25 protein-coding genes and 1 other RNA gene are annotated in these 22,539 nt (G+C 60.5%); 14 read left to right on the forward strand and 12 right to left on the reverse strand.

Annotation, left to right across the window (positions count from 1 at the left end; all coding sequences use genetic code 11):
- Positions 1-78: 78 nt before the first annotated feature.
- On the reverse strand, positions 79-468 hold the full coding sequence (locus ACW9HW_RS10445) for a c-type cytochrome (RefSeq protein WP_457399730.1): 390 nt from the start codon (positions 466-468) through the stop codon (positions 79-81).
- Between the two features lie 244 nt (positions 469-712).
- Here ACW9HW_RS10445 and ACW9HW_RS10450 point away from each other — a divergent pair, with 244 nt between their 5' ends.
- The 3 genes from ACW9HW_RS10450 to ACW9HW_RS10460 all read left to right on the forward strand — a co-directional run bounded on the left by ACW9HW_RS10450 (position 713) and on the right by ACW9HW_RS10460 (position 2,862).
- Entirely contained in the window at positions 713-1,465 is a 753-nt protein-coding gene (locus tag ACW9HW_RS10450) for an SDR family oxidoreductase (protein ID WP_137805697.1), read from the forward strand.
- A gap of 58 nt (positions 1,466-1,523) precedes the next feature.
- Complete coding sequence (locus tag ACW9HW_RS10455) at positions 1,524-1,928, forward strand: cupin domain-containing protein (protein WP_457399731.1); 405 nt, start codon at positions 1,524-1,526, stop codon at positions 1,926-1,928.
- Positions 1,929-2,184: 256 nt separating this feature from the next.
- Positions 2,185-2,862: a phage infection protein gene (locus ACW9HW_RS10460; RefSeq protein ID WP_457399733.1), complete on the forward strand. Its 678-nt coding sequence runs from the start codon at positions 2,185-2,187 to the stop codon at positions 2,860-2,862.
- A gap of 221 nt (positions 2,863-3,083) precedes the next feature.
- Here the strand turns inward: ACW9HW_RS10460 and ACW9HW_RS10465 are convergent, their stop codons facing one another.
- Positions 3,084-3,914, reverse strand: coding sequence for an oxidoreductase (locus tag ACW9HW_RS10465; protein ID WP_457399735.1), 831 nt, complete (start codon positions 3,912-3,914; stop codon positions 3,084-3,086).
- Positions 3,915-4,044: 130 nt separating this feature from the next.
- Between ACW9HW_RS10465 and ACW9HW_RS10470 the strand changes: the two genes are divergently transcribed.
- Together ACW9HW_RS10470 and ACW9HW_RS10475 are read left to right on the forward strand one after the other, a co-directional pair.
- The gene (locus tag ACW9HW_RS10470; protein WP_457399736.1) at positions 4,045-4,950 is read left to right on the forward strand and encodes a LysR family transcriptional regulator; all 906 of its coding nucleotides are present in this window, start codon (positions 4,045-4,047) and stop codon (positions 4,948-4,950) included.
- Between the two features lie 289 nt (positions 4,951-5,239).
- Entirely contained in the window at positions 5,240-6,166 is a 927-nt protein-coding gene (locus tag ACW9HW_RS10475) for a LysR family transcriptional regulator (RefSeq protein ID WP_095192654.1), read from the forward strand.
- A gap of 6 nt (positions 6,167-6,172) precedes the next feature.
- On the opposite strand, the gene ACW9HW_RS10480 is transcribed toward ACW9HW_RS10475, so the two are convergent.
- From ACW9HW_RS10480 to ACW9HW_RS10495, 4 genes are all read right to left on the reverse strand, one after another.
- Entirely contained in the window at positions 6,173-8,335 is a 2,163-nt protein-coding gene (locus tag ACW9HW_RS10480; protein ID WP_457399738.1) for a molybdopterin cofactor-binding domain-containing protein, read from the reverse strand.
- The gene (locus ACW9HW_RS10485; RefSeq protein ID WP_095192656.1) at positions 8,332-8,817 is read right to left on the reverse strand and encodes a (2Fe-2S)-binding protein; all 486 of its coding nucleotides are present in this window, start codon (positions 8,815-8,817) and stop codon (positions 8,332-8,334) included. The genes ACW9HW_RS10480 and ACW9HW_RS10485 overlap by 4 nt, the downstream gene beginning before the upstream one ends.
- 193 nt (positions 8,818-9,010) lie before the next feature.
- On the reverse strand, positions 9,011-9,253 hold the full coding sequence (locus ACW9HW_RS10490) for a DUF2798 domain-containing protein (RefSeq protein ID WP_457399740.1): 243 nt from the start codon (positions 9,251-9,253) through the stop codon (positions 9,011-9,013).
- A gap of 61 nt (positions 9,254-9,314) precedes the next feature.
- The gene (locus ACW9HW_RS10495) at positions 9,315-10,034 is read right to left on the reverse strand and encodes a cysteine hydrolase family protein (RefSeq protein WP_457399743.1); all 720 of its coding nucleotides are present in this window, start codon (positions 10,032-10,034) and stop codon (positions 9,315-9,317) included.
- A gap of 153 nt (positions 10,035-10,187) precedes the next feature.
- Here ACW9HW_RS10495 and ACW9HW_RS10500 point away from each other — a divergent pair, with 153 nt between their 5' ends.
- From ACW9HW_RS10500 to ACW9HW_RS10520, 5 genes are all read left to right on the forward strand, one after another.
- The gene (locus ACW9HW_RS10500) at positions 10,188-11,078 is read left to right on the forward strand and encodes an AraC family transcriptional regulator (RefSeq protein ID WP_457399745.1); all 891 of its coding nucleotides are present in this window, start codon (positions 10,188-10,190) and stop codon (positions 11,076-11,078) included.
- Between the two features lie 20 nt (positions 11,079-11,098).
- The gene (locus ACW9HW_RS10505; protein ID WP_457399747.1) at positions 11,099-11,404 is read left to right on the forward strand and encodes an NIPSNAP family protein; all 306 of its coding nucleotides are present in this window, start codon (positions 11,099-11,101) and stop codon (positions 11,402-11,404) included.
- A 262-nt stretch (positions 11,405-11,666) separates the two neighbouring features.
- Positions 11,667-13,166 carry a transglycosylase SLT domain-containing protein gene (locus ACW9HW_RS10510; protein ID WP_457399749.1) on the forward strand — a complete coding sequence of 500 codons (1,500 nt, stop codon included), beginning with the start codon at positions 11,667-11,669 and terminating at the stop codon, positions 13,164-13,166.
- 521 nt (positions 13,167-13,687) lie between these two features.
- Positions 13,688-15,337 (forward strand): arylsulfatase, encoded by a 1,650-nt coding sequence (locus ACW9HW_RS10515; protein ID WP_095192662.1) that lies wholly within the window; start codon positions 13,688-13,690, stop codon positions 15,335-15,337.
- A 181-nt stretch (positions 15,338-15,518) separates the two neighbouring features.
- Complete coding sequence (locus ACW9HW_RS10520) at positions 15,519-16,415, forward strand: protein kinase (RefSeq protein ID WP_457399751.1); 897 nt, start codon at positions 15,519-15,521, stop codon at positions 16,413-16,415.
- Here ACW9HW_RS10520 and ACW9HW_RS10525 read toward each other — a convergent pair.
- Together ACW9HW_RS10525 and ACW9HW_RS10530 are read right to left on the reverse strand one after the other, a co-directional pair.
- Complete coding sequence (locus ACW9HW_RS10525; RefSeq protein ID WP_457399752.1) at positions 16,388-16,846, reverse strand: GNAT family N-acetyltransferase; 459 nt, start codon at positions 16,844-16,846, stop codon at positions 16,388-16,390. The genes ACW9HW_RS10520 and ACW9HW_RS10525 overlap by 28 nt on opposite strands.
- Positions 16,847-16,955: 109 nt before the next feature.
- Positions 16,956-17,408, reverse strand: coding sequence for an EVE domain-containing protein (locus tag ACW9HW_RS10530; RefSeq protein ID WP_095196269.1), 453 nt, complete (start codon positions 17,406-17,408; stop codon positions 16,956-16,958).
- Positions 17,409-17,603: 195 nt separating this feature from the next.
- Here ACW9HW_RS10530 and ACW9HW_RS10535 point away from each other — a divergent pair, with 195 nt between their 5' ends.
- Positions 17,604-17,759 (forward strand): hypothetical protein, encoded by a 156-nt coding sequence (locus ACW9HW_RS10535; RefSeq protein ID WP_095196270.1) that lies wholly within the window; start codon positions 17,604-17,606, stop codon positions 17,757-17,759.
- A gap of 35 nt (positions 17,760-17,794) precedes the next feature.
- On the opposite strand, the gene ACW9HW_RS10540 is transcribed toward ACW9HW_RS10535, so the two are convergent.
- From ACW9HW_RS10540 to ACW9HW_RS10555, 4 genes are all read right to left on the reverse strand, one after another.
- Positions 17,795-18,400, reverse strand: coding sequence for a 5-formyltetrahydrofolate cyclo-ligase (locus tag ACW9HW_RS10540; RefSeq protein WP_095196271.1), 606 nt, complete (start codon positions 18,398-18,400; stop codon positions 17,795-17,797).
- 104 nt (positions 18,401-18,504) lie between these two features.
- Positions 18,505-18,683, reverse strand: a non-coding RNA gene (ssrS, locus tag ACW9HW_RS10545) — 6S RNA.
- Between the two features lie 30 nt (positions 18,684-18,713).
- Positions 18,714-19,031 carry a cell division protein ZapA gene (locus tag ACW9HW_RS10550; RefSeq protein WP_008055229.1) on the reverse strand — a complete coding sequence of 106 codons (318 nt, stop codon included), beginning with the start codon at positions 19,029-19,031 and terminating at the stop codon, positions 18,714-18,716.
- On the reverse strand, positions 19,028-19,237 hold the full coding sequence (locus ACW9HW_RS10555; RefSeq protein ID WP_007982902.1) for a TIGR02449 family protein: 210 nt from the start codon (positions 19,235-19,237) through the stop codon (positions 19,028-19,030). The genes ACW9HW_RS10550 and ACW9HW_RS10555 overlap by 4 nt, the downstream gene beginning before the upstream one ends.
- Positions 19,238-19,431: 194 nt before the next feature.
- Here ACW9HW_RS10555 and ACW9HW_RS10560 point away from each other — a divergent pair, with 194 nt between their 5' ends.
- The 3 genes from ACW9HW_RS10560 to ubiH are packed head-to-tail and all read left to right on the forward strand — an operon-like array spanning position 19,432 to position 22,537.
- Positions 19,432-19,992 carry a YecA/YgfB family protein gene (locus tag ACW9HW_RS10560; protein ID WP_095196272.1) on the forward strand — a complete coding sequence of 187 codons (561 nt, stop codon included), beginning with the start codon at positions 19,432-19,434 and terminating at the stop codon, positions 19,990-19,992.
- A 26-nt stretch (positions 19,993-20,018) separates the two neighbouring features.
- Positions 20,019-21,353 (forward strand): Xaa-Pro aminopeptidase, encoded by a 1,335-nt coding sequence (pepP, locus tag ACW9HW_RS10565; protein ID WP_457399756.1) that lies wholly within the window; start codon positions 20,019-20,021, stop codon positions 21,351-21,353.
- On the forward strand, positions 21,350-22,537 hold the full coding sequence (ubiH, locus tag ACW9HW_RS10570; protein ID WP_095196274.1) for a 2-octaprenyl-6-methoxyphenyl hydroxylase: 1,188 nt from the start codon (positions 21,350-21,352) through the stop codon (positions 22,535-22,537). Before pepP ends, ubiH begins: the two co-directional genes overlap by 4 nt.
- The last annotated feature ends 2 nt before the right edge of the window (positions 22,538-22,539 follow it).

Genomic DNA, 22,539 nt, shown 5'->3' on the forward strand with positions numbered 1-22,539 from the left:
TCGCATATCCCTTGTGGGAGCGAGCCTGCTCGCGAAGGCGGCATCACTGTGAACGATCCTGGCCCTGACTCACCCTGATCACTGAGCCTGAAATGTTTCCAGATAAGCCAGCAAATCATCGATCTTCTCCTGATCGCTGATCCCCCAGAAAATCATCCGCGTGCCCGATACCACGGCCTTGGGATCCTCGATGTACGCCGCGAGTTTGTCCCGCGTCCAGACAATGCCCGATGATTTCATGGCATCAGAATACTGATAGTCCGTGGTGCTGCCCGCCACGCGTCCGAACACATCGTTAAGTTGCGGGCCGAAGAATGCGCGCGCGCCCTCCCCGACCTGATGGCAGCCGCCACACACCCGTTTGAACAGTTTCCCGCCCGCCTCGGCATCCCCCTGCGCGGTCGCTTGCGCGGCGAACAGGCCTGTACAGAGACTCAGGATGAAGGTCATCACGGCCGCTTGGTTCATTTACCGCTCCAGATCAGGCATTGCCCATCGCAAAAAATGGCCGCCATTTGATCATGACTTGGCCGCTTTCCCGAAGCACTTCAGGCGCATGCCAACTAAGCCTGCCGTCCATCCCGCCAACGAGCGCGCAGCCGTTGCCCGCCTAGACTAGCCTATCAATGCGTCTCAACGGCAAGGCGCATCGACTCACCCAGTGTGTGGCATGAACACCTGCCACCGCCCACCAACAGACGGAGGCACAATCATGAAAATTGTCGTCATCGGCGGTACAGGCCTGATCGGAACACAACTCTGCAAAATCCTGCGCGAAAGTGGACATGATGTCGTGCCCGCCACACCGAGTACCGGTGTCAACGCGGTGACCGGGGAAGGATTGCAGGCAGCGTTGCAAGGCGCCGAGGTGGTGGTCGATGTCGCCAACTCACCCTCGTTCGAAGACGCCGCCGTACTCGAGTTCTTTGAAAAGTCCGGGCGCAACCTCGCCGCTGCCGAGAAGACCGCGGGGGTCAAGCACCACGTTGCGCTCTCGGTGGTCGGTACGGAGCGGATGCTCGAAAGCGGTTACTTCCGCGCCAAAATGGCCCAGGAGGAATTGATCAAAAAATCCGGGGTGCCCTTTACGATCCTGCGCGCCACGCAGTTTTTCGAATTCCTCGGCGCCATTGCGCAATCCGGTGCTCAAGCAGACGGCACCATTCGCCTGACTTCGGCCGCCCTGCAGCCGATTGCCTCGGCCGATGTCGCGGCGGCACTGGCCACGATTGCCGTGGCCGCCCCCACCGGCAAGACCGAGGAAGTGGCCGGTCCCGACAAGCAGCCCCTGGTCTCGTTCGCCAAAACCTACCTGCAGCACACCCAGGATCAGCGCGACGTGATTACGGACGATAAGGCCGGGTACTACGGCGCGATCATCAACGACCAGTCGCTGACGCCTGGCGCCAACCCCATCCTCGGCAAGATTCACTTCGATCAATGGCTCAAGAGCACCAGCGCCTAGCGCTGACGAACAGGGGTGTGCGACTCGCCCCGCTCTCTCACTTCATCAGGAGCGTCCCATGCGAACTCCCTTTATCTTCACCCTGCTTGCCCTGTCGTTCACCGCCTCCACGCCGGCCCTGGCTGCCGACGCGCCACACCCGGACGTCAAGGAGGTGTCGGTCACGGCACTTCCCGATTACCCCGGCAAGGAAATGTTGATTCTCACCGTCGAGTACCCGCCAGGCGGTGCCGACCCGGTTCACCGGCACGACGCCCATGGTTTCATCTATGTGCTCGAAGGCTCCATCGTCATGGGGGTCAAGGGTGGCAAGGAAGTCACGCTGATGCCCGGACAAAGTTTTCACGAAGGCCCCAACGACATCCACACCGTGGGCCGCAACGCGAGTCAGGACAAACCCGCCAAATTCGTCGTATTTCTGTTGAAAGACCAAGGCAAGCCACCGGTCATCCCGGTGCCTTGAACGGGTCGCTTTGCTACTGCTGCCGACTCATTGCCCTGCGCAAAAAAAAGGGTCGGCAGCCTCCTGCCCTCCACTCGACCCATACCTGCGTATGACGCGTTCATACCAAGATATCCAGCCGCACAACCTATGCATAAGTGACGTGATTTCTGGGCCAATTAAGATGCACGCATCGAATGTCCGGGCTGAAACGGCCTGCATTCATGCCTGCCAGGTTATTGCTTGAATAACCCCCCTGACCCAAAAGGTGAACATGATGAACACCCCTCGTTATGCATTAGGGATTGCCCTGTTTTCGACCCTTGGATTGATCGCGACAAACCTTCACGCCGCCGAGACCGGTACCGGAACAGCCGGTGCCAGCACCGCCGCGCACAACGCTGCCGAAGGCGGCGCCGACCGCATCAAGGAAAGGCAACTGGCCGCGGACGGTGCGGATCGTCTCAAGGGCAATCAGGTTGCAGAAGGGGGTGCTGACCGTCTGAGAGAACGGCAACTCAAACAGAACCAGGTCGCCGAAGGCGGCGCTGATCGCCTGAAAGAACGCCAACTCGCCGAAGGCGGCGCTGATCGCCTGAGGGAACGCCAACTCGCCGAGGGTGGCGCTGATCGCCTGAAAGAACGCCAACTCGCCGAAGGCGGTGCCGATCGCCTGAGGGAACGCCAACTCGCCGAAGGCGGCGCTGATCGCCTGAAGGAACGCCAGCTTGCCGAGGGCGGCGCCGATCGCCTGAGGGAGCGTCAACTGGCGGCGGACGGTTCCGAGCGCCTGAAACAAAACAGCGTTGCAGCGGGCGGGTACAACTCGATGCGCGGGACACGGGTGGCGGAAGGCGGCTCCGACCGACTGCTGCAGAATCATTACGCCGACGGCAGCAACGGCTACGATGCCAGCTCCGACGTCATGCCCTACTTCTGCCTGGAATGCCGCTGAAATCCGGGACAACCCAGATACCAATTGTAGGAGCGAGCCTGCTCGCGATGGGCGTGAACGATGATACGGGCTGTCTGGATGAACGCATTGTCCGGGCGTTTTTCGCGAGCAGGCTCGCTCCTACAGTAGATTTCCTGTGAACACAAAATCTGTGTATGGCAGGGAAAAAAATGAAATCCGGGGCCCCGTGAAGGGCTCCGGATTTTTTGTTGGGTCGGCTATCAGTCCTTGAAATCGGTCGAGAGCGCCAGCTCATTCCACTCGGCCAGTTCCTGGGCGACGAAGCGGTTTTTCGCTTCGATCCGCGCAATGGTGTCGCTGCCCAGTGCCAGACGTTGCGGCGGGTTCGACGCATTGACCAGCGCCAGCATGGCCTCGGCAAATTTCACCGGATCACCGGGTTGGGCATGGTTGGCGGCCTCGGCATGCTTGCGCATGGCACCGACCGTTTCGTCGTAATCCGGCAACTCCAGCGCGGTCTTCACCAGTGACTGCTCGTCAAGGAAGTCGGTGCGGAAGAAGCCCGGTTCCACCACCGTGGCGTGGATGCCCAGTGGCGCCAGTTCCTGATGCAGCGCCTCGGTGATGCCTTCGACCGCAAACTTGGTCGAACCGTAGACCCCCCAGCCCATGTAGGCCTGGTAGCCGCCGATGGAGGAAATGTTGATCACATGTCCGGAGCGCTGGCGACGCATGTGCGGCAGTACCGCGCGGGTCACGTTGAGCACGCCGAAGACGTTGGTGGCGAACAGGCGCTCGGTCTCGCTGGCGCTGGTTTCCTCTACTGCACCCAACACACCGAAACCGGCATTGTTGATCAGCACGTCGATCCGACCGAAACGCTTGATGCCTTCTGCCACGGCCTGATGCGCTTCTTCTTCGCGGGTCACGTCCAGACGCACGGCCAGCAGGTTTGGATGATCACCCAGTTTGGCCGTGATTTCTTCGGGTTTACGGGCCGTGGCAATCACCGCGTCGCCAGCACGCAGAGCCTGTTCTGCGATCAGAGTGCCAAAACCACGGGAAGCACCAGTAATGAGCCAAGTACGCATATCAACTCCTCCTGTCAGCGGCCCGAGCGTGATTGCCGGGCCTTCTTGATGAGTTGACGCAACTTTAAAACTCCACTACTGATGTGATAATCCCAATAATTTTGCATGACTTTGTGAAAGGCATTCACATATGAAAGCACCTTCAGCGGCGGATCTCTCGATCTTCCTGTGCGTGGCCAGTCACCTGAACTTCAGCCGGGCAGCGGTCGAGCTGGGCGTGACGCCTTCAGCACTCAGCCATGCGGTGCGCACCCTGGAGAACCGGCTCGGCGTCAGGCTGTTCAACCGCACCACCCGCAGCGTCGGGCTGACCGAGGCTGGCGAGCGACTCTGCGCACGATTGAAACCGGCCTTCCGGGATATCGACGATGCCCTGGAAGACCTCAACCACTTCCGCGACAAACCCTCCGGCAGCCTGCGCATCACGGCCGGTCGCCAGGCCGCGGAATTGGTGCTGCTGCCACTGGCCGGCCGGTTCCTGGAGGTCTATCCGGATGTGAAGCTGGAGATCGTGGCCGATGATGGCCTGGTCGATGTGGTCTCCGCCGGTTTCGATGCCGGCGTGCGTTTCGGCGCGCGCCTGGAGGCCGACATGGTGTCCTTGCCGATCGGCGCCTACATGCGCTCGGTGGTGGTGGGCTCGCCGGCGTTCTTTGCCCGGCACCCGGTTCCGCAGAAACCCGAAGACATTCACGGCCTGCCGTGCATCCGCCATCGTTTTCCGAGCGGTTCGCTGTATCGCTGGGAGTTCGAACGTGGCGGTATCGCCCAGGAAATCGAAGTCGACGGCCCCCTGACCCTGGGCGATGTGAGCCTGATGGTCGGCCCGGCCCTGCAAGGCGTCGGCATCGCCTACATCTTCGAAGACATGGTCAAGGCACAGGTGGCCGACGGCAGCCTGATCCAGGTGCTGGGCGACTGGTGCCCCTACTACCCGGGACTGCACCTCTATTACCCGAGCCGGCGCCATGTACCCGCGACACTCAAGGCCTTCATCGAGTTTGCCCGTGCGGCCCGGGAGCAGAGTCCCCGTTGACCCGCAAAGCCGTTCACTTAAGCGTGGGGACCACATTTGTGGCGAGCGAGCTTGCTCCGGGCGGCGTTCCGACGCTGGGCTGCGCAGCGGCCCCAAAAATCTGCCAGCCGTTGCAATGATATGAGTGCTGCGCACTCAAGCGGGAGCAAGCTCCCTCGCCACAGGATTGACTCAAGTGCAACAGATCACATCAGGCAACATTCAGTAATCATGTCATTGGCGGCGATCTGTACAACGCATCGGACGCAGTGTTACAGATGATTTCTTCAGCCGCCGACGGAGATAAACCATGCGTCAGGACCATCTGGACGGGTTGGTGACCTTCATCGCTGTCGCCGAGGAAAAAGGCTTCTCGAACGCGGCCGTCAGACTCGGCATTTCGCCGTCCGCGGTCAGCCAGAGCATCCGCGGACTCGAGGAACGCCTGGGCCTGGTGCTGTTCAACCGCACCACCCGCAGCGTATGCCTGACCGAGATCGGCGAACGTTACCTGGAGCGCGTGCAACCGGCCCTGGAACAACTGACCTCGGCCTCCCGCGAACTCGGGCGCGAAGCCAGCCATCCCACCGGCCTGCTGCGCATCAATGTGCCGCGCGCCGCCTACCTGATCGTGCTGCAACCGATGTTGCGCCACTTCATGGCGACCTACCCGGAAATCAATCTGGAGATCCGCGTGGAAAACCTGCTGGAGGACATTGTCAGCCAGGGTTTCGACGCCGGCATCCGCTTTGGTGACGCGGTGGACAAGGACATGGTCGCGCTGCCCATCGGCCCGGACATGCAGGCGCAGGTGATCGCCGCGCCCGATTATCTGGACCGCCACGGTTTACCGGAACACCCCAGGGACTTGCTGAGGCACGACTGCATCGGCTTTCGTCACAGCACCAGCGGGCAAATCGAACGCTGGGCATTCGAAAAGGCCGACGAGAAATTCGAGCTGCCGGTCAAGGGCCGGCTGATCGTCAACGACTCGGAAATACTGGTGCGCTCGGCACTGGACGGCCTGGGCATCGCCTACATGATCAACGGCTACATCGAGCCCTTTATCGAGCAGGGTCGGCTGATCCGGCTACTGCCGGACTGGAGCCCGACCTTCCCTTCCCTGCATTTGTACTACCCGGATCGACGCCGGGTGCCGGCCAAGCTGCGGGCGCTCATTGACTTCCTGCGCAACGAACGCCACAGCCTGGGGCCAATCGAAGAACTCATCATCTAACGTTTGTCAGGCCTGACGAAGCGCCTGCGGGTCCACCGGCAGACTGCGCAGACGCTTGCCGGTGGCGGCGAAAATGGCATTCACCACCGCCGGCGCGATCGTCACGGTCGACACTTCACCCAATCCCCCCGGCGACTCGCCGCTCTCGACCCGGAACGTCTCGATCTGCGGCGTCTCGTTGATCCGCAAGACCCGATAGGTGTCGAAATTGCCCTGCTCGACCTGACCGTCCTTGAACGTGATATTGCCGAACAGCACGGCGCTCAAGCCGAAAATGGTGCCGCCCTGTACCTGGGCGACCACGCTGTCGGGATTGATCGCAATGCCGCAATCGACCACCGTGATGATCTTGTGCACCTGCACTTCGCCATTGGGCTTGACGCTCACTTCCGCCACTTGCGCCGCGTAGGTGCTGAAGCAGGAGGTCAGCGCCAGGCCACGGCCACGCCCCGCGGCGGGCGGCGTGTCCCAGGCGGATTTCTCCCGGAGCATTTGCAGCACCTTCACTGCCCGCGGGTGTTTCTCCAACAGCGGGTAGCGGAATTCGAATGGATCGGTCTTCGACAGATGAGCCAGTTCGTCGACCAGACCTTCGACCATGAACGCGTTCTGGGTATGCCCTACCCCGCGCCAGAACGCCGGCAAGATACCCGCCGGCGGATCGTGACGCACGTAATGCACGTTCAGGTTCGGGAACGCGTATGGGCCGCAGGCATCGCGGATGGCATCACGGTCGATGCCATTGACGAACGCCGCCGGCGCCCAACGGGCCAGGATCGAACCGCCGGTGACCTTGTGCGTCCAGGCCACCGGACGGCCCTGGGTATCCAGTCCGGCACTGAGGTGATTGTAGTGGAACGGCCGCAACGTGCTGTGCCGGGTGTCCTCTTCCCGGGACCAGATGACTTTCAACGGGTAGTCCACCTGCCGGGCCAGTTTCACCGCGTCGGCGACGAAGTCGACTTCAAGGCGACGGCCGAAACCACCGCCGATCAAATGGTTGTGCACCTGCACGGACGCTTCCGGCAGGCCCGTCAATTGCGCGGCCACCGCTTTGGCCCGCGCCGGCACCTGGATACCCAGCCACAGGTCACAGCCGTCCTTGCGCACATGCACCGTACAGTTCACCGGTTCCAGGCAGGCATGGGCCAGAAACGGCACCTGGTAAGTGACTTCGACTTTCCGGTCGGCCTTGGCCAGTGCCGCCTTCACATCACCTTCGTTGCGCACTTGGACGCCAGGTTCGAGCGAGGCCGCCGTGATGTTCTTGAGCATCGACTCGCTGGACACCCCGGCGTTGGCCCCGGCGTTCCATTTGATCTGCAACAGTGACAAACCCTTGCGCGCCGCGCCCATATGATCGGCCACGACAGCAACCGAGTTGTCGGTGTGCAGCACCTGGCGCACGCCTTTGACGGCCATCGCCGGTGCCGGGTCGACGGACTCGAAGGTGCCGCCAACCACCGGGCACAACATCAGCGTCGCGACTTTCATGCCGGGCGGACGGACATCGATGCCGAACACCGCCTTGCCATTGACCTTGTCCGGCGAGTCGGTGCGTTTGGCGGGCGTGCCGATCAGCTTGAATTCACTGGGATCTTTTAAAGGAATGGGCGATGGCAAGGGTAATGTCGACGCCGCGTCCACCAGTTCGCCATAGCCCAGTTTCCGGCCGCTGTCAGGGTGCAGCACCACGCCCTTGTCAGCCTTGCAACTCTCGACCGGGACGCCCCATTGCCTGGCCGCCGCGCTGACCAGCAGAATCCGCGCCGCCGCCCCGGCCTCGCGCAGCGGCTTCCAGTTGCCGGGAACCGAGGTCGAACCACCGGTGACCTGAAAGCCCAGCATCGGGTTGGCGTAGCGTTTGTCGTCGGCGGGGGCGTGTTCGATGACCACTTGATCGAGGCCCACTTCCAGCTCTTCGGCGATCAGCGCCGGCATCGAGGTGTAAGTGCCCTGGCCCATCTCGACCGGTTGTATCGTCAGGAAAATCCGCCCCTCGCGGTCGATGCGCACATAGGCGTTGGGGGCAAACTCAGCCTCCCCCGCCTGGGCGCCGCGCATCAGCCCCGGCAGCGAGAAGCTGATCAGCAACCCGCCGCCTATCGCCGCGCCGGCCTTGATGAAACCGCGTCGAGTGAGGCCTTCGCTGGTATCGATCGGGTTCATGATGCGGCCTCCGTAGTGGCAACAACGACCGGGCCGGCAGCGGTCTTGATCGCTTCGCGTATCCGCACATAAGTGCCGCAGCGACAGATATTGCCCGCCATCGCGCTGTCGATGGCTTGATCGTCCGGGTGTGGATTGGTGGCCAGCAATGCCGTGGCGGACATGATCTGCCCGGACTGGCAATAACCGCACTGCACCACTTCGTGCGCCAGCCAGGCGTCCTGTACGCGCTTGCCCGTCGGTGTTTCGCCAATCGCTTCGATGGTGGTGATTTCCGCCGCCAGCAGAGCGCTGACCGGCATCATGCAGGAACGTATCGGCGTGCCGTTCATGTGCACCGTGCACGCGCCGCACAACGCCATCCCGCAGCCGAACTTGGTGCCGGTCATGCCCAGCACATCGCGTAGCACCCATAACAAGGGTGTGTCGTCATCCACATCAACCTGATGGACAACCCCATTGATCTTGAGACTCTGAGCCATGAAGCCTCCTCATCCATCCGGTGCTGAAACAATTGTTATGGTTTTGGCGCTCGTCCCCGGATGCCACCTTGCAGGGGACGCGCGTCAGCTCACTAGAGTAGAGAGTCTGCTCTTTTGAAGTACCGCCAATTCCTGCAAGAGCCTTGAAGGGAAACTTAACAATGATGCCGTGCAACGGGCGGTTGCGCTTCGCTCACCCCCGGCTCGGCTCATCCTCCACCAGCAACGCGGCCAGGCGCTTGATCAACGGCGTCGCCAGCAGCACGAAAGGAATAAGGGTGGCCCAGGCCAACAACCAGGCCTTGAACCAGTAAACCAGCAATGCATCGGGGGAAAGGCCGGAGGGACTGGCGACCGCGGCGGCAATGGCGCAGGTAATGGCCGACTGGATCACGCCAGTGGCGTGCTGACGGTAGCGTGGGGAAAGTCTGCGCATGCTGCGAACCTCCTGCGGGTATGGCGGTGCCCCGTGCAACGGTGCACCGCCAGGGTGTGGATCAGGCCTTGAGGTAGTCCAGGGTTTGCGCCGTGGTCCACAGGGCATTGGCGATGTAGCGGTAGTTGATCAGCGCCGCCAGGTAACCATCGCCTTCCGGAGTGCTCGGGCCGGCGGTGGCGTCACGGACCACGGCCACTTCAAACCCCTGCTCCAGCAGCTCACGCAAGTGCGACTCGACACAAAGGTTGGCTGCCATGCCCGCCAGAATGACCTGCGACACGCCGTGCTTGCGCAGTTGCAGCGCCAGGTCATTGGTTTCCGGACCGTACACCTTGTGCGGCGAGGCAATGATGGTTTTGCCATCGAGGATGTAGGGCTTGAATTCGGGCATGAAATCGGCACCGGAGTTTTCAAAACCGTCGAGAGTCAGCGGCCCCTTGCGATCGAACATGCAGATGCTGTGCATGACTTTCTCCAGTGGCCCGCCGAACTGCCATTCGTGGTCGCACGGATAGTAGTAATGCGGGGAAACGGCGACGGTAATGCCCGCGTCTTTGGCCGCGGCGAACAACTGACCCAGGTGATTGACCACATCGTGTTCGACGACGCTCTTGCCGAACACGCTCCAGCTCACGCCCTCGGGGCTGAGGAAGTCGATCTGCGGGTCGATGACCACCAGCGCGGTGCGGGACAGGTCGAGTTTCATGCCCGGGTCCGGCAATGCGGGCTCCGCCGGGTCGGTGTACTGGGGGGCGATGCGAATCGAATCGTTGCTCATAGCGGTGGACTCCGGTCGTGGACGAGAAATATCGCTCTGCGCCGTGACACCCTTGAGGGGCGTTGATTACCATCGGCGAGAGCTGCATCCTACGGTCGCGCCCTGCTCCACTTTTGCCAGGACGTGCAGAGTCTTTACCCGGGCGTCTCCAGCATGGATATCCTTTCCCAATTCTTCGAACGCACGCATCTGCAGGGCCGACTGTTCTTCGCCGGTCCCGTGGACGGTACGCTGGTGCTCGACAAGCCGCCGGGCATGGCGTTTATCCATGTGATCAGCCGCGGCGGCATCGACATGGTCCAACCGGGGCTGCCGAAAATTTCCATCAACGAACCCAGCGTGCTGTTCTGCCCCAGCAGCTGCCGTTATCAGCTGCGTTCCAATTCCGCGCAAGGCGCCGAGTTGATCTGCGCTTCGATCCAGTTCGGGCGCAATGCCGTGCAGCCCTTCCCCCTCGGGCTCAAGGAAACCCTGGTGTTTCCGTTCCGGCAACTGGACAACCTCGTCCCCCTGCTCGGCATCCTGATCAACGAATTCCAGGACCAGGCCCCGGGCCGGAGCAAGGCATTGAACCTGCTGCTCGAATATCTCTTCGTGCGGCTGGTTCGGCGCTCGGTGATGGAAGGCAAGATTTCCAGCGGCCTGCTCTATGCCCTGCAGGATGGGCGCCTTGCGACCGTGTTCAGCCGGATTCACCAGGAACCGGAGGCACTCTGGACCGTGGAGAAACTGGCTCAGCTTGCGAACATGTCGCGGTCGAAATTCTCGGCGTGCTTCACCCGGATCATGCAGATCTCACCGATGGGCTACGTCACCGCCTGGAGAATGAAACTGGCCCAGGACCTGCTGCGCGACGGGGTGCAGATCAAGGTGATCGCCGACTCGGTGGGCTACAGCTCGCAAGCCTCGTTCTCCAGAACCTTCCTCAACGTGGTGGGCCTGCCGCCGGCCGAATGGCTCAAGCGCGATGCAAGCGGTGAAGACGTGCCGCAAGTAACGGCCCACGTACAGCGCGACCTGCCGGACGATTCAACCCATCAATAACCCAGTCAGAGGGACAACAGATGATCACCTGCTACCTGAAATATGTGCTCGACCCCTACAAGCTCGACGCGTTCGAACACTACGGCAAACTGTGGATTCCCCTGGTGGAAAAATTCGGCGGCCAGCATCACGGTTACTTTCTGCCGTCCGAAGGTGCCAACAACATCGCCCTGGCCATGTTCACCTTCCCCAGCCTTGCCGCCTACGAAACGTACCGGCAACAGTCGATGAACGACCCGGAATGCATCGCCGCGTTCAAGTACGCCGAAGAAACCCGTTGCATCCTCAGTTACGAGCGCAGCTTTTTCCGGCCCGTCTTCGGCTGATCAAAAACGCAGCCTGCGCCTGACAACAATCCCCTGTGGGAGCGAGCCTGCTCGCGAAAGCGGCTTATCAATCAACATTCATGTCGACCGGCCCACCGCTATCGCGAGCAGGCTCGCTGCCACAGAGCACTGGATCCTCGAGAGACTTCGCTGCGGCAAAAAATTTCCCTTCAGCACCTTTCGGCCATGTGAATGGCCAGCCATTGGCCATACTGCAATGTGCCCCCCCTCCCGATCTCCCTGCCCAGCCTGGTGAGCGAACATGAACATCCCGTGGAGCCGTTTTCGCGCATTAATCCTGCTGCTGACGCTGTGCTGCCTCAACACGGCACTGGCACAGACCCAACCCGAACTGCCTGCCGTCGAACTGACTCCGGCTGAAGAAGCCGAGGTGCAAAAAATGGTGTTGCCCGTTCTGCCGGACTGGGTCGGGGATTTCGAAGGCATGCGCGAACGCCGGTTGATCCGAGTGCTGGTGCCTTACAGCAAGACCTTTTTCGAGCTTGATCGCGGTCGGCAACGAGGGCTGAGTTATGAGCTAGGCAAGGGGCTCGAAGCCTGGCTGAACAAGACCCAACCCTATTCGAAAAAATCCATGCAATGGCGGGTCATGTTCATCCCGACCGCCCGCGACGAGTTGATGCCCAAACTGATCAAAGGCGTTGGCGACATCGCCGCCGGCGGGCTCACCGTGACCGAGGCACGACTCAAGGACGTGGATTTCAGCGATCCGTTTGCAGTCAACATCCCGGAAATCCTGGTGTCCGCCCCTGGCAGCAAACCCGTGGAAAAACTTGAAGACCTGTCCGGTCAGGAAATTACCGTGCGGGCGTCCAGCAGCTACTACGAGCACCTCCAGGCGTTGAGCGCCTCATTCAAGGAGCAAGGCCTGGCGCCCATCGACCTGAAGGCCGCCGATGAAAACCTGGAATCCGAAGACCTGCTGCAAATGGTCAATGCCGGGTTGCTCAAGTCCACAGTGGTGGATCGATATATCGCAAAAATCTGGGCGCCGCTGTACACCGATATGCAGATTCACGAGGGCATTGTTGTGCATGACAACTCCGAGTTTGCCTGGGCGATTCGCAAGGACAGCCCACAGTTGAAAAGCCAGCTCGCCGGTTTCGTCAAAACCCACAAGATCGGAACCACCTTTGGTAACAGCCTGCGCACCAAGTACGTCACCAACAGCAGCAAACGGGTGGTCAACGCAACGTCCGAAGCCGAGATGAAGAAGTTTCAGGAAATGGTGGAGATCTTCAACCGCCACGCCAGCACCTACGGTTTCGATCATTTGATGCTCATGGCGCAGGGTTTTCAGGAGTCGCAACTCGATCAGAAGGCCCGTAGCCCAAGAGGTGCGGTCGGTGTCATGCAGTTGCTGCCGACAACCGCCAAGGACCCAAAGGTGGCCATTGACGACATCGACAAGAGTGCCGACAGAAACATCGAAGCCGGCAGCAAGTACATGCGCCTGCTCGCGGACAAGTACCTGAACGACCCTCAATTGACGCAAATGAATAGGACCCTGATGACCTTCGCCGCCTACAACGCCGGGCCGGGCAATCTGCGCAAATTCCGGGCGTTGGCAGAAAAGTCCAATCTGAACAAAAACGTCTGGTTTGGTAATGTCGAGCAGGGGGCGGCACAAGTGGTTGGCCGTGAGACCGTGGATTACGTCGGCAACATCTACAAGTACTACGTGGCGTACAAGCTTGTAGAGGAAAAATCCGCCTCGGGCGCTGCAAAACCCACCCAGTGATGGCAAGCAGCTTCTGCGCCGAAGATCTCAACCCCCATAAACAGCGGCTTTCAGCCTGGATAACTCCAAATATCGATCTACGCTGAACGCCTTGGCCTTCAGCATGGCCAACGATCTGTATCCGCTGCTGCCGTTTCATCAGCCGCTGGTGTTTGCGGCCTGTCACACCCCAGCGAGGATTCCATTTTCCCGCCGTACTGATGCGCGAAAGCGGGTTTTGACGCCGTTGCCACCCCGGTGGCGTACCGCTGAAGGATGAGTGCCGTCTGGATCAAGGTTCGGCAACAAATCGACGAACGACGCCTATTCCGCGACCTGCGACCACGCGGGGCTTGAATTGTCGAACTAATCTTCCACGACTGTCTTGAGCAGTGAACGGAAATGCCATTGTGTCGTCAGGCGATTTCCTTGAACTGTCCAGGCTAAATGTTGGGGGGGTTACTCACGAAGATGCTTGTTGTTTTGCCCTCGATGCCTGAGCGGCCTACAACGAGGATCTGAACTTGAGAAAGGACACCCTTATGAACAGGTTCGCGCACCGCTCCAGGCTTTACCTCGTATGTTCATTGTTGCTGGCAATCAACGTTGCCCAGGCGGCACAAACCGAAAAAACCAATATCCTGTTCATCGTCTCCGACGACACGGGCTACGGTGACCTCGGCCCTTACGGCGGCGGTGTCGGACGAGGCATGCCGACGCCCAGCATCGACCAGTTGGCGGCAGAAGGCACCACTTTCTATTCCTTCTATGCCCAACCCAGTTGTACCCCGGGCCGGGCCGCGATGCAGACCGGGCGCATCCCCAACCGCAGCGGCATGACCACGGTAGCCTTTCAGGGTCAGGGCGGTGGCTTGCCGGCGGCGGAATGGACGCTGGCCTCCGTGCTCAAGACCGGTGGTTACGAAACCTATTTCACCGGCAAATGGCACTTGGGCGAGGCCGACTACGCCCTGCCCAATGCGCAAGGCTACGACGTCATGAAATACGCCGGCCTTTATCACCTCAATGCCTACACCTACGCCGATGCCACCTGGTTCCCGGACATGGATCCGGAGACCCGCGCCATGTTCACCCAAGTGACCAGAGGCGCGTTGTCCGGCAAGGCAGGGGAAAAAGCGGTCGAGGAATTCAAGATCAATGGGCAATACGTGGATACGCCAGTGGTGGATGGCAAGCCTGGCGTGGTCGGGATTCCGTTCTTCGACAGCTATGTCGAGAAAGCAGCACTGGAGTTCCTCGACACCGCGGCCAAATCCGACAAGCCGTTCTTTATCAACGTCAACTTCATGAAAGTGCATCAACCCAACCTGCCCGCACCCGAGTTCGTCCACAAGTCGATCTCCAAGAGCAAGTACGCCGACTCGATAGTCGAGCTCGACACCCGCATCGGACGCATCATGGACAAGTTGAAAGCGCTGGGGCTGGATAAGAACACCCTGGTGGTCTACACCACCGATAACGGCGCCTGGCAGGACGTTTATCCGGACGCCGGTTACACGCCATTCCGGGGCACCAAAGGCACGGTGCGCGAAGGGGGCAACCGGGTGCCGGCGATCATGGTCTGGCCCGGCCAGATCAAGGCGAACGCCAAAAACCACGACATCATCGGTGGCCTCGATCTGATGGCGACATTCGCCTCGGTGGCCGGGATCAAACTGCCGGAGAAAGATCGCGAAGGTCAGCCGATCATCTTCGACAGCTATGACATGACCCCGGTGTTGAAGGGCACCGGTCCCGATCCACGCAAGGAGTGGTTCTACTTCACCGAAAACGAGTTATCCCCGGGGGCTGCCCGTGTGGGCAACTACAAAGCCGTGTTCAACCTGCGTGGCGACGATGGCGCCCCGACCGGAGGCCTGGCCGTGGACACCAACCTGGGCTGGAAAGGTGCGGCAAAATACGTGGCAACGGTACCGCAGGTCTTCGACCTGTATCAGGACCCGCAGGAGCGCTATGACATTTTCATGAGCAACGTCACCGAGCGCACCTGGACCATGGTGCCGATCAGTCAGTCCATCGCCAGGCTCATGCAGACCTACATCAAATATCCGCCTCGCAAGATGCAGAGCATGACCTATGATGGCCCGGTTGAAATTTCCAAGTACCAGAAGTTCCAGTCGGTGCGCGAAGACCTGCAGAAGGAAGGTGTGACCATTCCAATCCCTAACTAGCCCTGGGGTGGCAGCCTCGTCGAGGCTGCCACTGCCGTTGAACAAAAGACATTCTTGAGCCCTCATTCTCAAAAAAACATCGTCGACCGTTTACGCTGAGCCGTTACCTGCCGATAACGTCGCAGCGTCGTGCCCGTTTGCCGCCGCTTCATGCATCCGAATGCTTTGACAGGGACTTCACATGCGTCACTTGCGACACCTCACTTCTGGCCTCAACCCGCAAACAATCGCCGGCGTCACCTTCCACTTCGACCCGTCTCACCAGACCGAACTGGCGACCTTGCTGCAGCGCTTTTTTGCCCAACCCGGGCAGTACGCCTTGCTGGATATCCCTGAGGAAACCCGCAGCGTGTTCCTGCTTGAAGGTGAGCGTAAATGGGTGTTGAAACACAACCGGCTGACCCACTGGAAAAAGCAGCTGCAGAATTTCCTGGGGCTCAAGCGAGTGTTCGGCCTGCATGACCTGACCAATGAGTTCATCAATTTGTCAGTGGTGTCCGCCAAATCGCAAACCTCGCCCCGAGTCGCAGCCTTCGGCCACCGCGGACGTTTTCCGTTTCTCAAGGAAGAGTATTTGCTGGTCAGTTTTTTCGATAACCATTGCAGCGTCGATGAGCGACTCATCGCAAAACCGGAACAGGCCGCCACCCTGCTGCCGGACATTTTCCACCTGTTTGGCCAGACCCTGATCGAAGGCTTTGTGCACATGGACCCGCACCCCAAGAACATCCTGATCGGTCCCGATGGCGCGCTGAGGCTGATCGATTTCGAATGCTGCGCACATTCGGTGCTGGATCACGACTTCAGCCTGGGCTTTCTGCTGGGTTATTTCTATCGCTACTGGTTCCAGAAGTTCATGGCGCTGGAAGACTACGACGCTTGCTGCGAGCGCTACCTGAGCATGGCGCACCCGACCGTGAACCGAGAAATTTTCCAACCGGTGTATGCACGGTTTCGCGACAGCGGCGTTTCTCGCACCACGCGTTATCGCATTCTTACCTGCGCCAGATCCCAGGGCGAGTTTCTGCGCGAGCTTGGGTCATCAACGGATCAGCCCTGGGTCAAATCGAGACAATAGGTGTAGTAACCCGGATCACGCACATAGCCCAATGACTCGTACAAACGTTGTGCGCTGATGTTATCCGTCGCGGTTTCCAGGGTCATGCCCCTGGCGCCCATCAACCGCGCAAAATCGCGGGCAGTGTTCATCAGTAGCCTGCCGACGCCTTTGCCACGGGCGGCAGGCGCGGTGAACAGGTCGCCGAGCAACCAGGTGCGGTGCGCGTCGATGGAGGAAAACGTCGGGAACATCTGCACGAAACCCAGGGTATCGCCACTGGCGTCCTCGGCGTAGAAGATCACCGATTCGTCCCGGGCGATGCGTTCGGCGATGAATTCACGGGATTGCGGCAGGTTCGAAGGCTGGCCGTAGAAGCCGCGATAGGCGTCGAATAACGGGGCAATTTTTTCGATGTGGGAAGCGTCGGCGCGCAGGGCCTGGATAGCCATGGGGGTGTTCCGTTGCGGGTTCGGGGAATTAAAGCCTAGCAATGGGAATCAACTTTTTCCTGTGGGAGCGAGCCTGCTCGCGAAAGCATTTAGTATGTCGCCACAAGCCTTACGGCTTGAGCGCAATAACGGCTGCCCACTGCTCCGCCGTCACCGGCATCACCGACAGCCTCGAACCCTTCTGCACCAAGGGCATTTCCGCCAGCGCCACCTGCTGCTTCAGATAGTCCAGCTTCAATACCCTGGAGAATGTCTGCACATGCGCGACATCAATCGCGCTCCAGGCATTTTTCTCTGCGGTAGCCTTCGGATCGTAGTAATGGCTTTCAGGCTCCAGCGCTGTCGGGTCCGGATACGCGGCTTCGACAATTTTGCCGATCCCGGCGATGCCCGGTTCGGGGCAACTGGAGTGATAGAAGAAGAACTCGTCCCCCACTGCCATGGACCGTAGAAAATTCCGCGCCTGATAGTTGCGAACCCCGTCCCAGCGCGCTTTGCCGAGTTTTTCCAGAGCTTTGATCGAGAGTTCGTCGGGCTCGGATTTCATCAGCCAATAGGCCATGGTTTGGCTCCTTGCGAGGTGTGTGGACAGGTTGTCCGGCAATTTTATGACAAACCGACAGTCGGTTGACGCCAGCATTTGCGTGCCGGTTCACGTTGTCGCAAAATGCCGGCCTTTAAAGCTTGACGCTGCTGCACGGCCTACAAACGGAAACCGCTGCTGTCATCGTGTTGATATGCCTTTGGGGGGCAATCGATGAAACGCAAACCGGATTTACTATGGATTTTGGTTATTTTGTTCGGCCTTGGCGTCGTGACCACTGGCTATGCCCAAAGCCTGTGGAGCAACAAGACTGATGCGCCAATCGAGGTCTCGGCGTTGCAGCAACAGTCGACAGCCTTCAAGCGCTGATCCTGTTTTTTCGACGCCACCGAGGGTAGTGGCGTCTAGCGTGCTCCGTACCAGGCCTTGTCCGTTACCGTTCCGTGCAACGGCACATCCCAGCTCGCCTGAGCCAGTCGCCCCACCTTCTGACATTCATGGGCCAGCCCCAGCAGCGTCGGCTTGCGCCAGTCATGTCGGCGCGCCAGGTAGGCCAGGCTTCGATCATAGAAACCACCGCCCATGCCCAGGCGCCCGCCGACATCATCGAATCCCACCAAGGGTAACAACACCAGATCCAACGCCCAGACTTTACGTTGCCGGGCGAGGTTGTGCCTGGGTTCGAGAATGCGAAAACGGTTGGGCGTGAGTTTTTCGCCGGGCCGGATGCGCTGGAACACCATCTTGGTCCGCGGCCAGGCGCTGAGCACCGGCAGATAGGTGGCCTTGCCCCGACGCTGGGCGGCACGCAGCAGCAGGCGCGGATCGATTTCGCCGTCGGTGGGCAGATAAAGAGAGATGTGTTTGGCGCGGCGGAACAGCGGTTGCTGGGCCAATTGCTTGTACAGCCCGCGAGCCGCCTGGCGCTGCTGACTGGGTGTCAGTGCGCGGCGGGCCTTGCGCAGCATGCGTCGAAGTTGCGGGCGGGGAAGCAGCGCAGGTTCGTTCATGAATTCCGGCTTCGGCAGTACAGGTACGTGAAGCGTATCTTCTGTAGAAAAGCGAATCTATAAAAAAGCCGATGCCGGTATAAAAACCGGCATCGGCTGGAATCAGGCTCCCCGAATGTGCCGCTGTCGACTTAGCCCTTGAACCCGAGAGTTCAAGGTGGAAGACGCAGTAGGCTTTAAGGCTTTCCGTCTAGCGGACATGCACACCAGCCCAACGTGCGACCTCCAGGGTATAGCAAATCGGCTCAGGGACGTCGTCAACTGGCAAGCACCCCAGGGAGTGAAAAGAGTATACCGCAAGCGGTAGCGCGAATCAGCCTTTGGTGACGTCCGGATCGGTGGCGAGCACCAGATCGACGCGATCGAGCAGGTCGCGTACCTGCTCGCGGGTCGAGCCGCTGGCCTGGATATCCGGGCGTTCTTCCTTGTGCAGCAAGTCGTGGGTGATGTTCAACGCGGCCATGACGGCGATGCGGTCGGCGCCGATGACTTTGCCGCTGCTGCGGATTTCGCGCATCTTGCCGTCCAGGTAACGGGCGGCGCTCACCAGGTTGCTGCGTTCTTCCTGGGGGCAGATGATCGAATATTCTTTGTCGAGGATCTGCACGGTGACGCTATTGCTTGAACTCATGAGTCTTGCTCCAGGGCCTTGAGGCGCGAAATCATCGATTCGACCTTACGCCGGGCGATTTCGTTTTTTTCAATGAGGTGAGCGCGTTCCTCGCGCCAGGTCTTTTCCTGAGCTAGTAAGAGTCCGTTTTGGCTCTTAAGTTGCTCGACTCGCGTAATCAGCAGTTCGAGTCTGGCCATCAGCGCTTGCAGGTCGGTGTCTTCCATTGTCTTCACTGTCTGATGGGGGGCGGACTGTAGGAGCGAGCTTGCTCGCGATGAACCCGAGAACGCCGCGGGGTGTCAGGTACCCAGCGTTATCGTTGACGACCATCGCGAGCAAGCTCGCTCCTACAGGGGTAGTCGATGTAGGATACAAGGCCTTCATTCTAGACATAGCGCCGTCTGGCGCCTAGCTGCCCATGCCCATTCAGAATTCTCCGTACCAAGCCTTCGCCACCCTGCTGACTTCCAGCGGCCACCCTGTCTCGCCTGCCGAACTGCACGGCCTGTTGCTCGGCCGCAGCTGCGCCGGCGCCGGTTTCGATGCCGAGGGCTGGTTGATCGACGCCGCCGAATTGCTCGAAAGCGAGCCGCAGGACAACGTTCGCGCTGCCCTGATCGGCCTGCAAGAGATGGTCAAGGGCGAACTCACCGGCGAAGACGTGACCGTCGTTCTGTTGCTGCCGACCGACGACGCTCCGCTGGCCGAACGCGCCGCGGCACTGGGCCAATGGTGCCAGGGCTTCCTCAGCGGTTTCGGTCTGAACTGCCGTGACAGCAGCATGCTGAGCACCGAGGCCACCGAAGTGTTGCAGGACCTGGCCGCCATTTCCCAGGTCCAGGACGCTCTGGAAGAGTCCGAGGACGGCGAAACCGACTACATGGAAGTCATGGAGTATCTGCGCGTCGCGCCGCTGCTGCTGTTCTCCGAAACCAGGAAAGCGGACGAGCCGGCGGCTGCCAAACCGTCGTTGCACTAATCGAAGACAGGGAACGCCATCTGCCCATGATTCATATCCCGAAAGCGGAATACAGCCGTCGCCGCAAGGCCCTGATGGCGCAGATGGAACCCAACAGCATCGCTATCCTTCCCGCCGCCGCGGTGGCCATTCGCAACCGTGACGTCGAGCACGTCTACCGTCAGGACAGTGACTTCCAGTACCTCAGTGGTTTCCCCGAGCCACAGGCCGTGCTGGTCTTGATGCCGGGGCGGCTGCACGGCGAATACATTCTGTTCTGCCGCGAGCGCAACGCCGAGCGGGAGCTGTGGGACGGCCTGCGTGCCGGCCAGGAAGGCGCGATTCGCGATTTCGGCGCCGACGACGCTTTTCCGATCGCGGACATCGACGACATCCTGCCCGGCTTGATCGAAGGTCGTGACCGGGTTTATTCGGCCATGGGCAGCAACCCGGAATTCGACCGCCACCTGATGGACTGGATCAACGTGATCCGCTCCAAGGCGAACCTCGGTGCCCAGCCACCGAACGAATTCGTTGCCCTGGATCATCTGCTTCACGACATGCGCCTGTATAAATCGGCGGCAGAAGTGAAAGTGATGCGCGAGGCCGCACGGATTTCCGCCCAGGCCCACGTGCGCGCAATGCAGGCCAGCCGTGCCGGTTTGCACGAGTTCAGCCTGGAAGCCGAGCTCGATTACGAGTTCCGCAAGGGCGGGGCGAAGATGCCGGCCTATGGCTCGATCGTCGCGGCGGGGCGTAATAGTTGCATCCTGCATTACCAGCAGAATGACGCCGTGCTCAAGGACGGGGACCTGGTGTTGATCGACGCCGGCTGCGAGATTGACTGTTACGCCAGCGATATCACCCGTACCTGGCCGGTCAATGGCAAGTATTCCGCGGAGCAGAAGGCGATCTACGAACTGGTGCTGGCTGCCCAGGAAGCCGCATTTGCCGAAATCGCTCCGAACAAACACTGGAACCAGGCCCACGAAGCCACGGTTCGGGTGATAACCCGCGGTCTGGTTGAGTTGGGTCTGTTGCAAGGCGACGTCGACGAGTTGATCGCCGGCGAAGCCTACAAAGCGTTTTACATGCACCGCGCCGGGCACTGGTTGGGCATGGATGTACATGACGTGGGCGAGTACAAGGTCGGCGGCGAATGGCGAGTGCTGGAAGTCGGCATGGCCCTGACCGTGGAGCCGGGTATCTACATTGCACCGGACAACAAGCATGTTGCGAAGAAATGGCGCGGCATTGGTGTGCGCATTGAGGACGATGTCGTGGTCACCAAAAGCGGTTGTGAAATCCTCACCAAAGGCGTACCGAAAACAGTCGCGGAGATCGAGGCCTTGATGGCGCAAGCACGGACACAAGCGGCATGAATCGGGTCAATCTGGCGATTATCGGCGGCGGCCTGGTGGGCGCCAGCTTGGCGATGGCGTTGCAGGCCGGGGCCAAGGCCCGTGGCTGGAAGATCGTGCTGATCGAGCCGTTCGCACCTGGCGACACGTACCAACCGAGCTACGACGCGCGTTCCACGGCATTGTCCTTTGGCGCGAGGCAGATTTATCAGCGGTTGGGCGTCTGGCAGGAAATTTCCCGCCGCGCCGAGCCGATCAAGCAGATTCATGTCTCGGACCGGGGACGTTTTTCCACGGCGCGGCTGTCGGCGATGGAAGAAGGCGTCCCGGCGCTGGGTTACGTAGTGGAAAATGCCTGGCTTGGCCAATGCCTGTGGCAAGGCCTGGACAAGGACGTGATCAGTTGGCGCTGCCCGGCGGAAGTCACGCGCATGGAGCCGCTCACCGACGGCTATCGCCTGACGCTCAATGACGAAACCACGCTGGATTGCGATCTGGCGGTACTCGCCGACGGTGGCCGTTCCGGCCTGCGCGAGCAGCTGGGCGTCGGCATCAAGACGCGTCCGTACAACCAGAGCGCGCTGATCGCCAACATCACCCCGAGCGAAGCCCATAACGGCATGGCCTTCGAGCGTTTCACCGACGATGGTCCGATGGCCTTGCTGCCGCTGCCGGACAACCGCTGTGCCTTGGTCTGGACCCGCCTGGGAATGGACGCACAACGCCTGGCCGCCCTCGATGAACGCGATTTCCTCAGTGAATTGCAGGGCGTATTCGGCTATCGCCTCGGCACGTTGAAGCAGGTCGGTGCGCGGCACCTGTATCCGCTGTCGCTGGTGGAGGCCGAAGAGCAGGTGCGACCGCACCTGGCGATTCTCGGCAACGCCGCTCACAGCCTGCACCCGATTGCCGGTCAGGGTTTCAACCTGTCCCTGCGCGATGCCCAGGCGCTGGCCGATGCGTTGCTCGCCAGCGAACAGGCGCTGGGGGACTTCGCGACCTTGCAGGCCTATCGCGAACACCAGCGCCTGGATCAGAACCTGACCGTCGGCTTTTCCGATCAGGTCACGCGTTTGTTCGGCAGCACGCAGCCATTGGTTTCGCTGGGGCGCAATCTCGGCCTGCTTGGTCTCGATCTATTGCCGCCAGCCAAGCGCTGGTTCGCCCGGCAGGCCATGGGGCTGGGTACGCGTCCTGATGTTTAGCC

The organism is Pseudomonas sp. SDO5532_S415 (assembly GCF_054071155.1).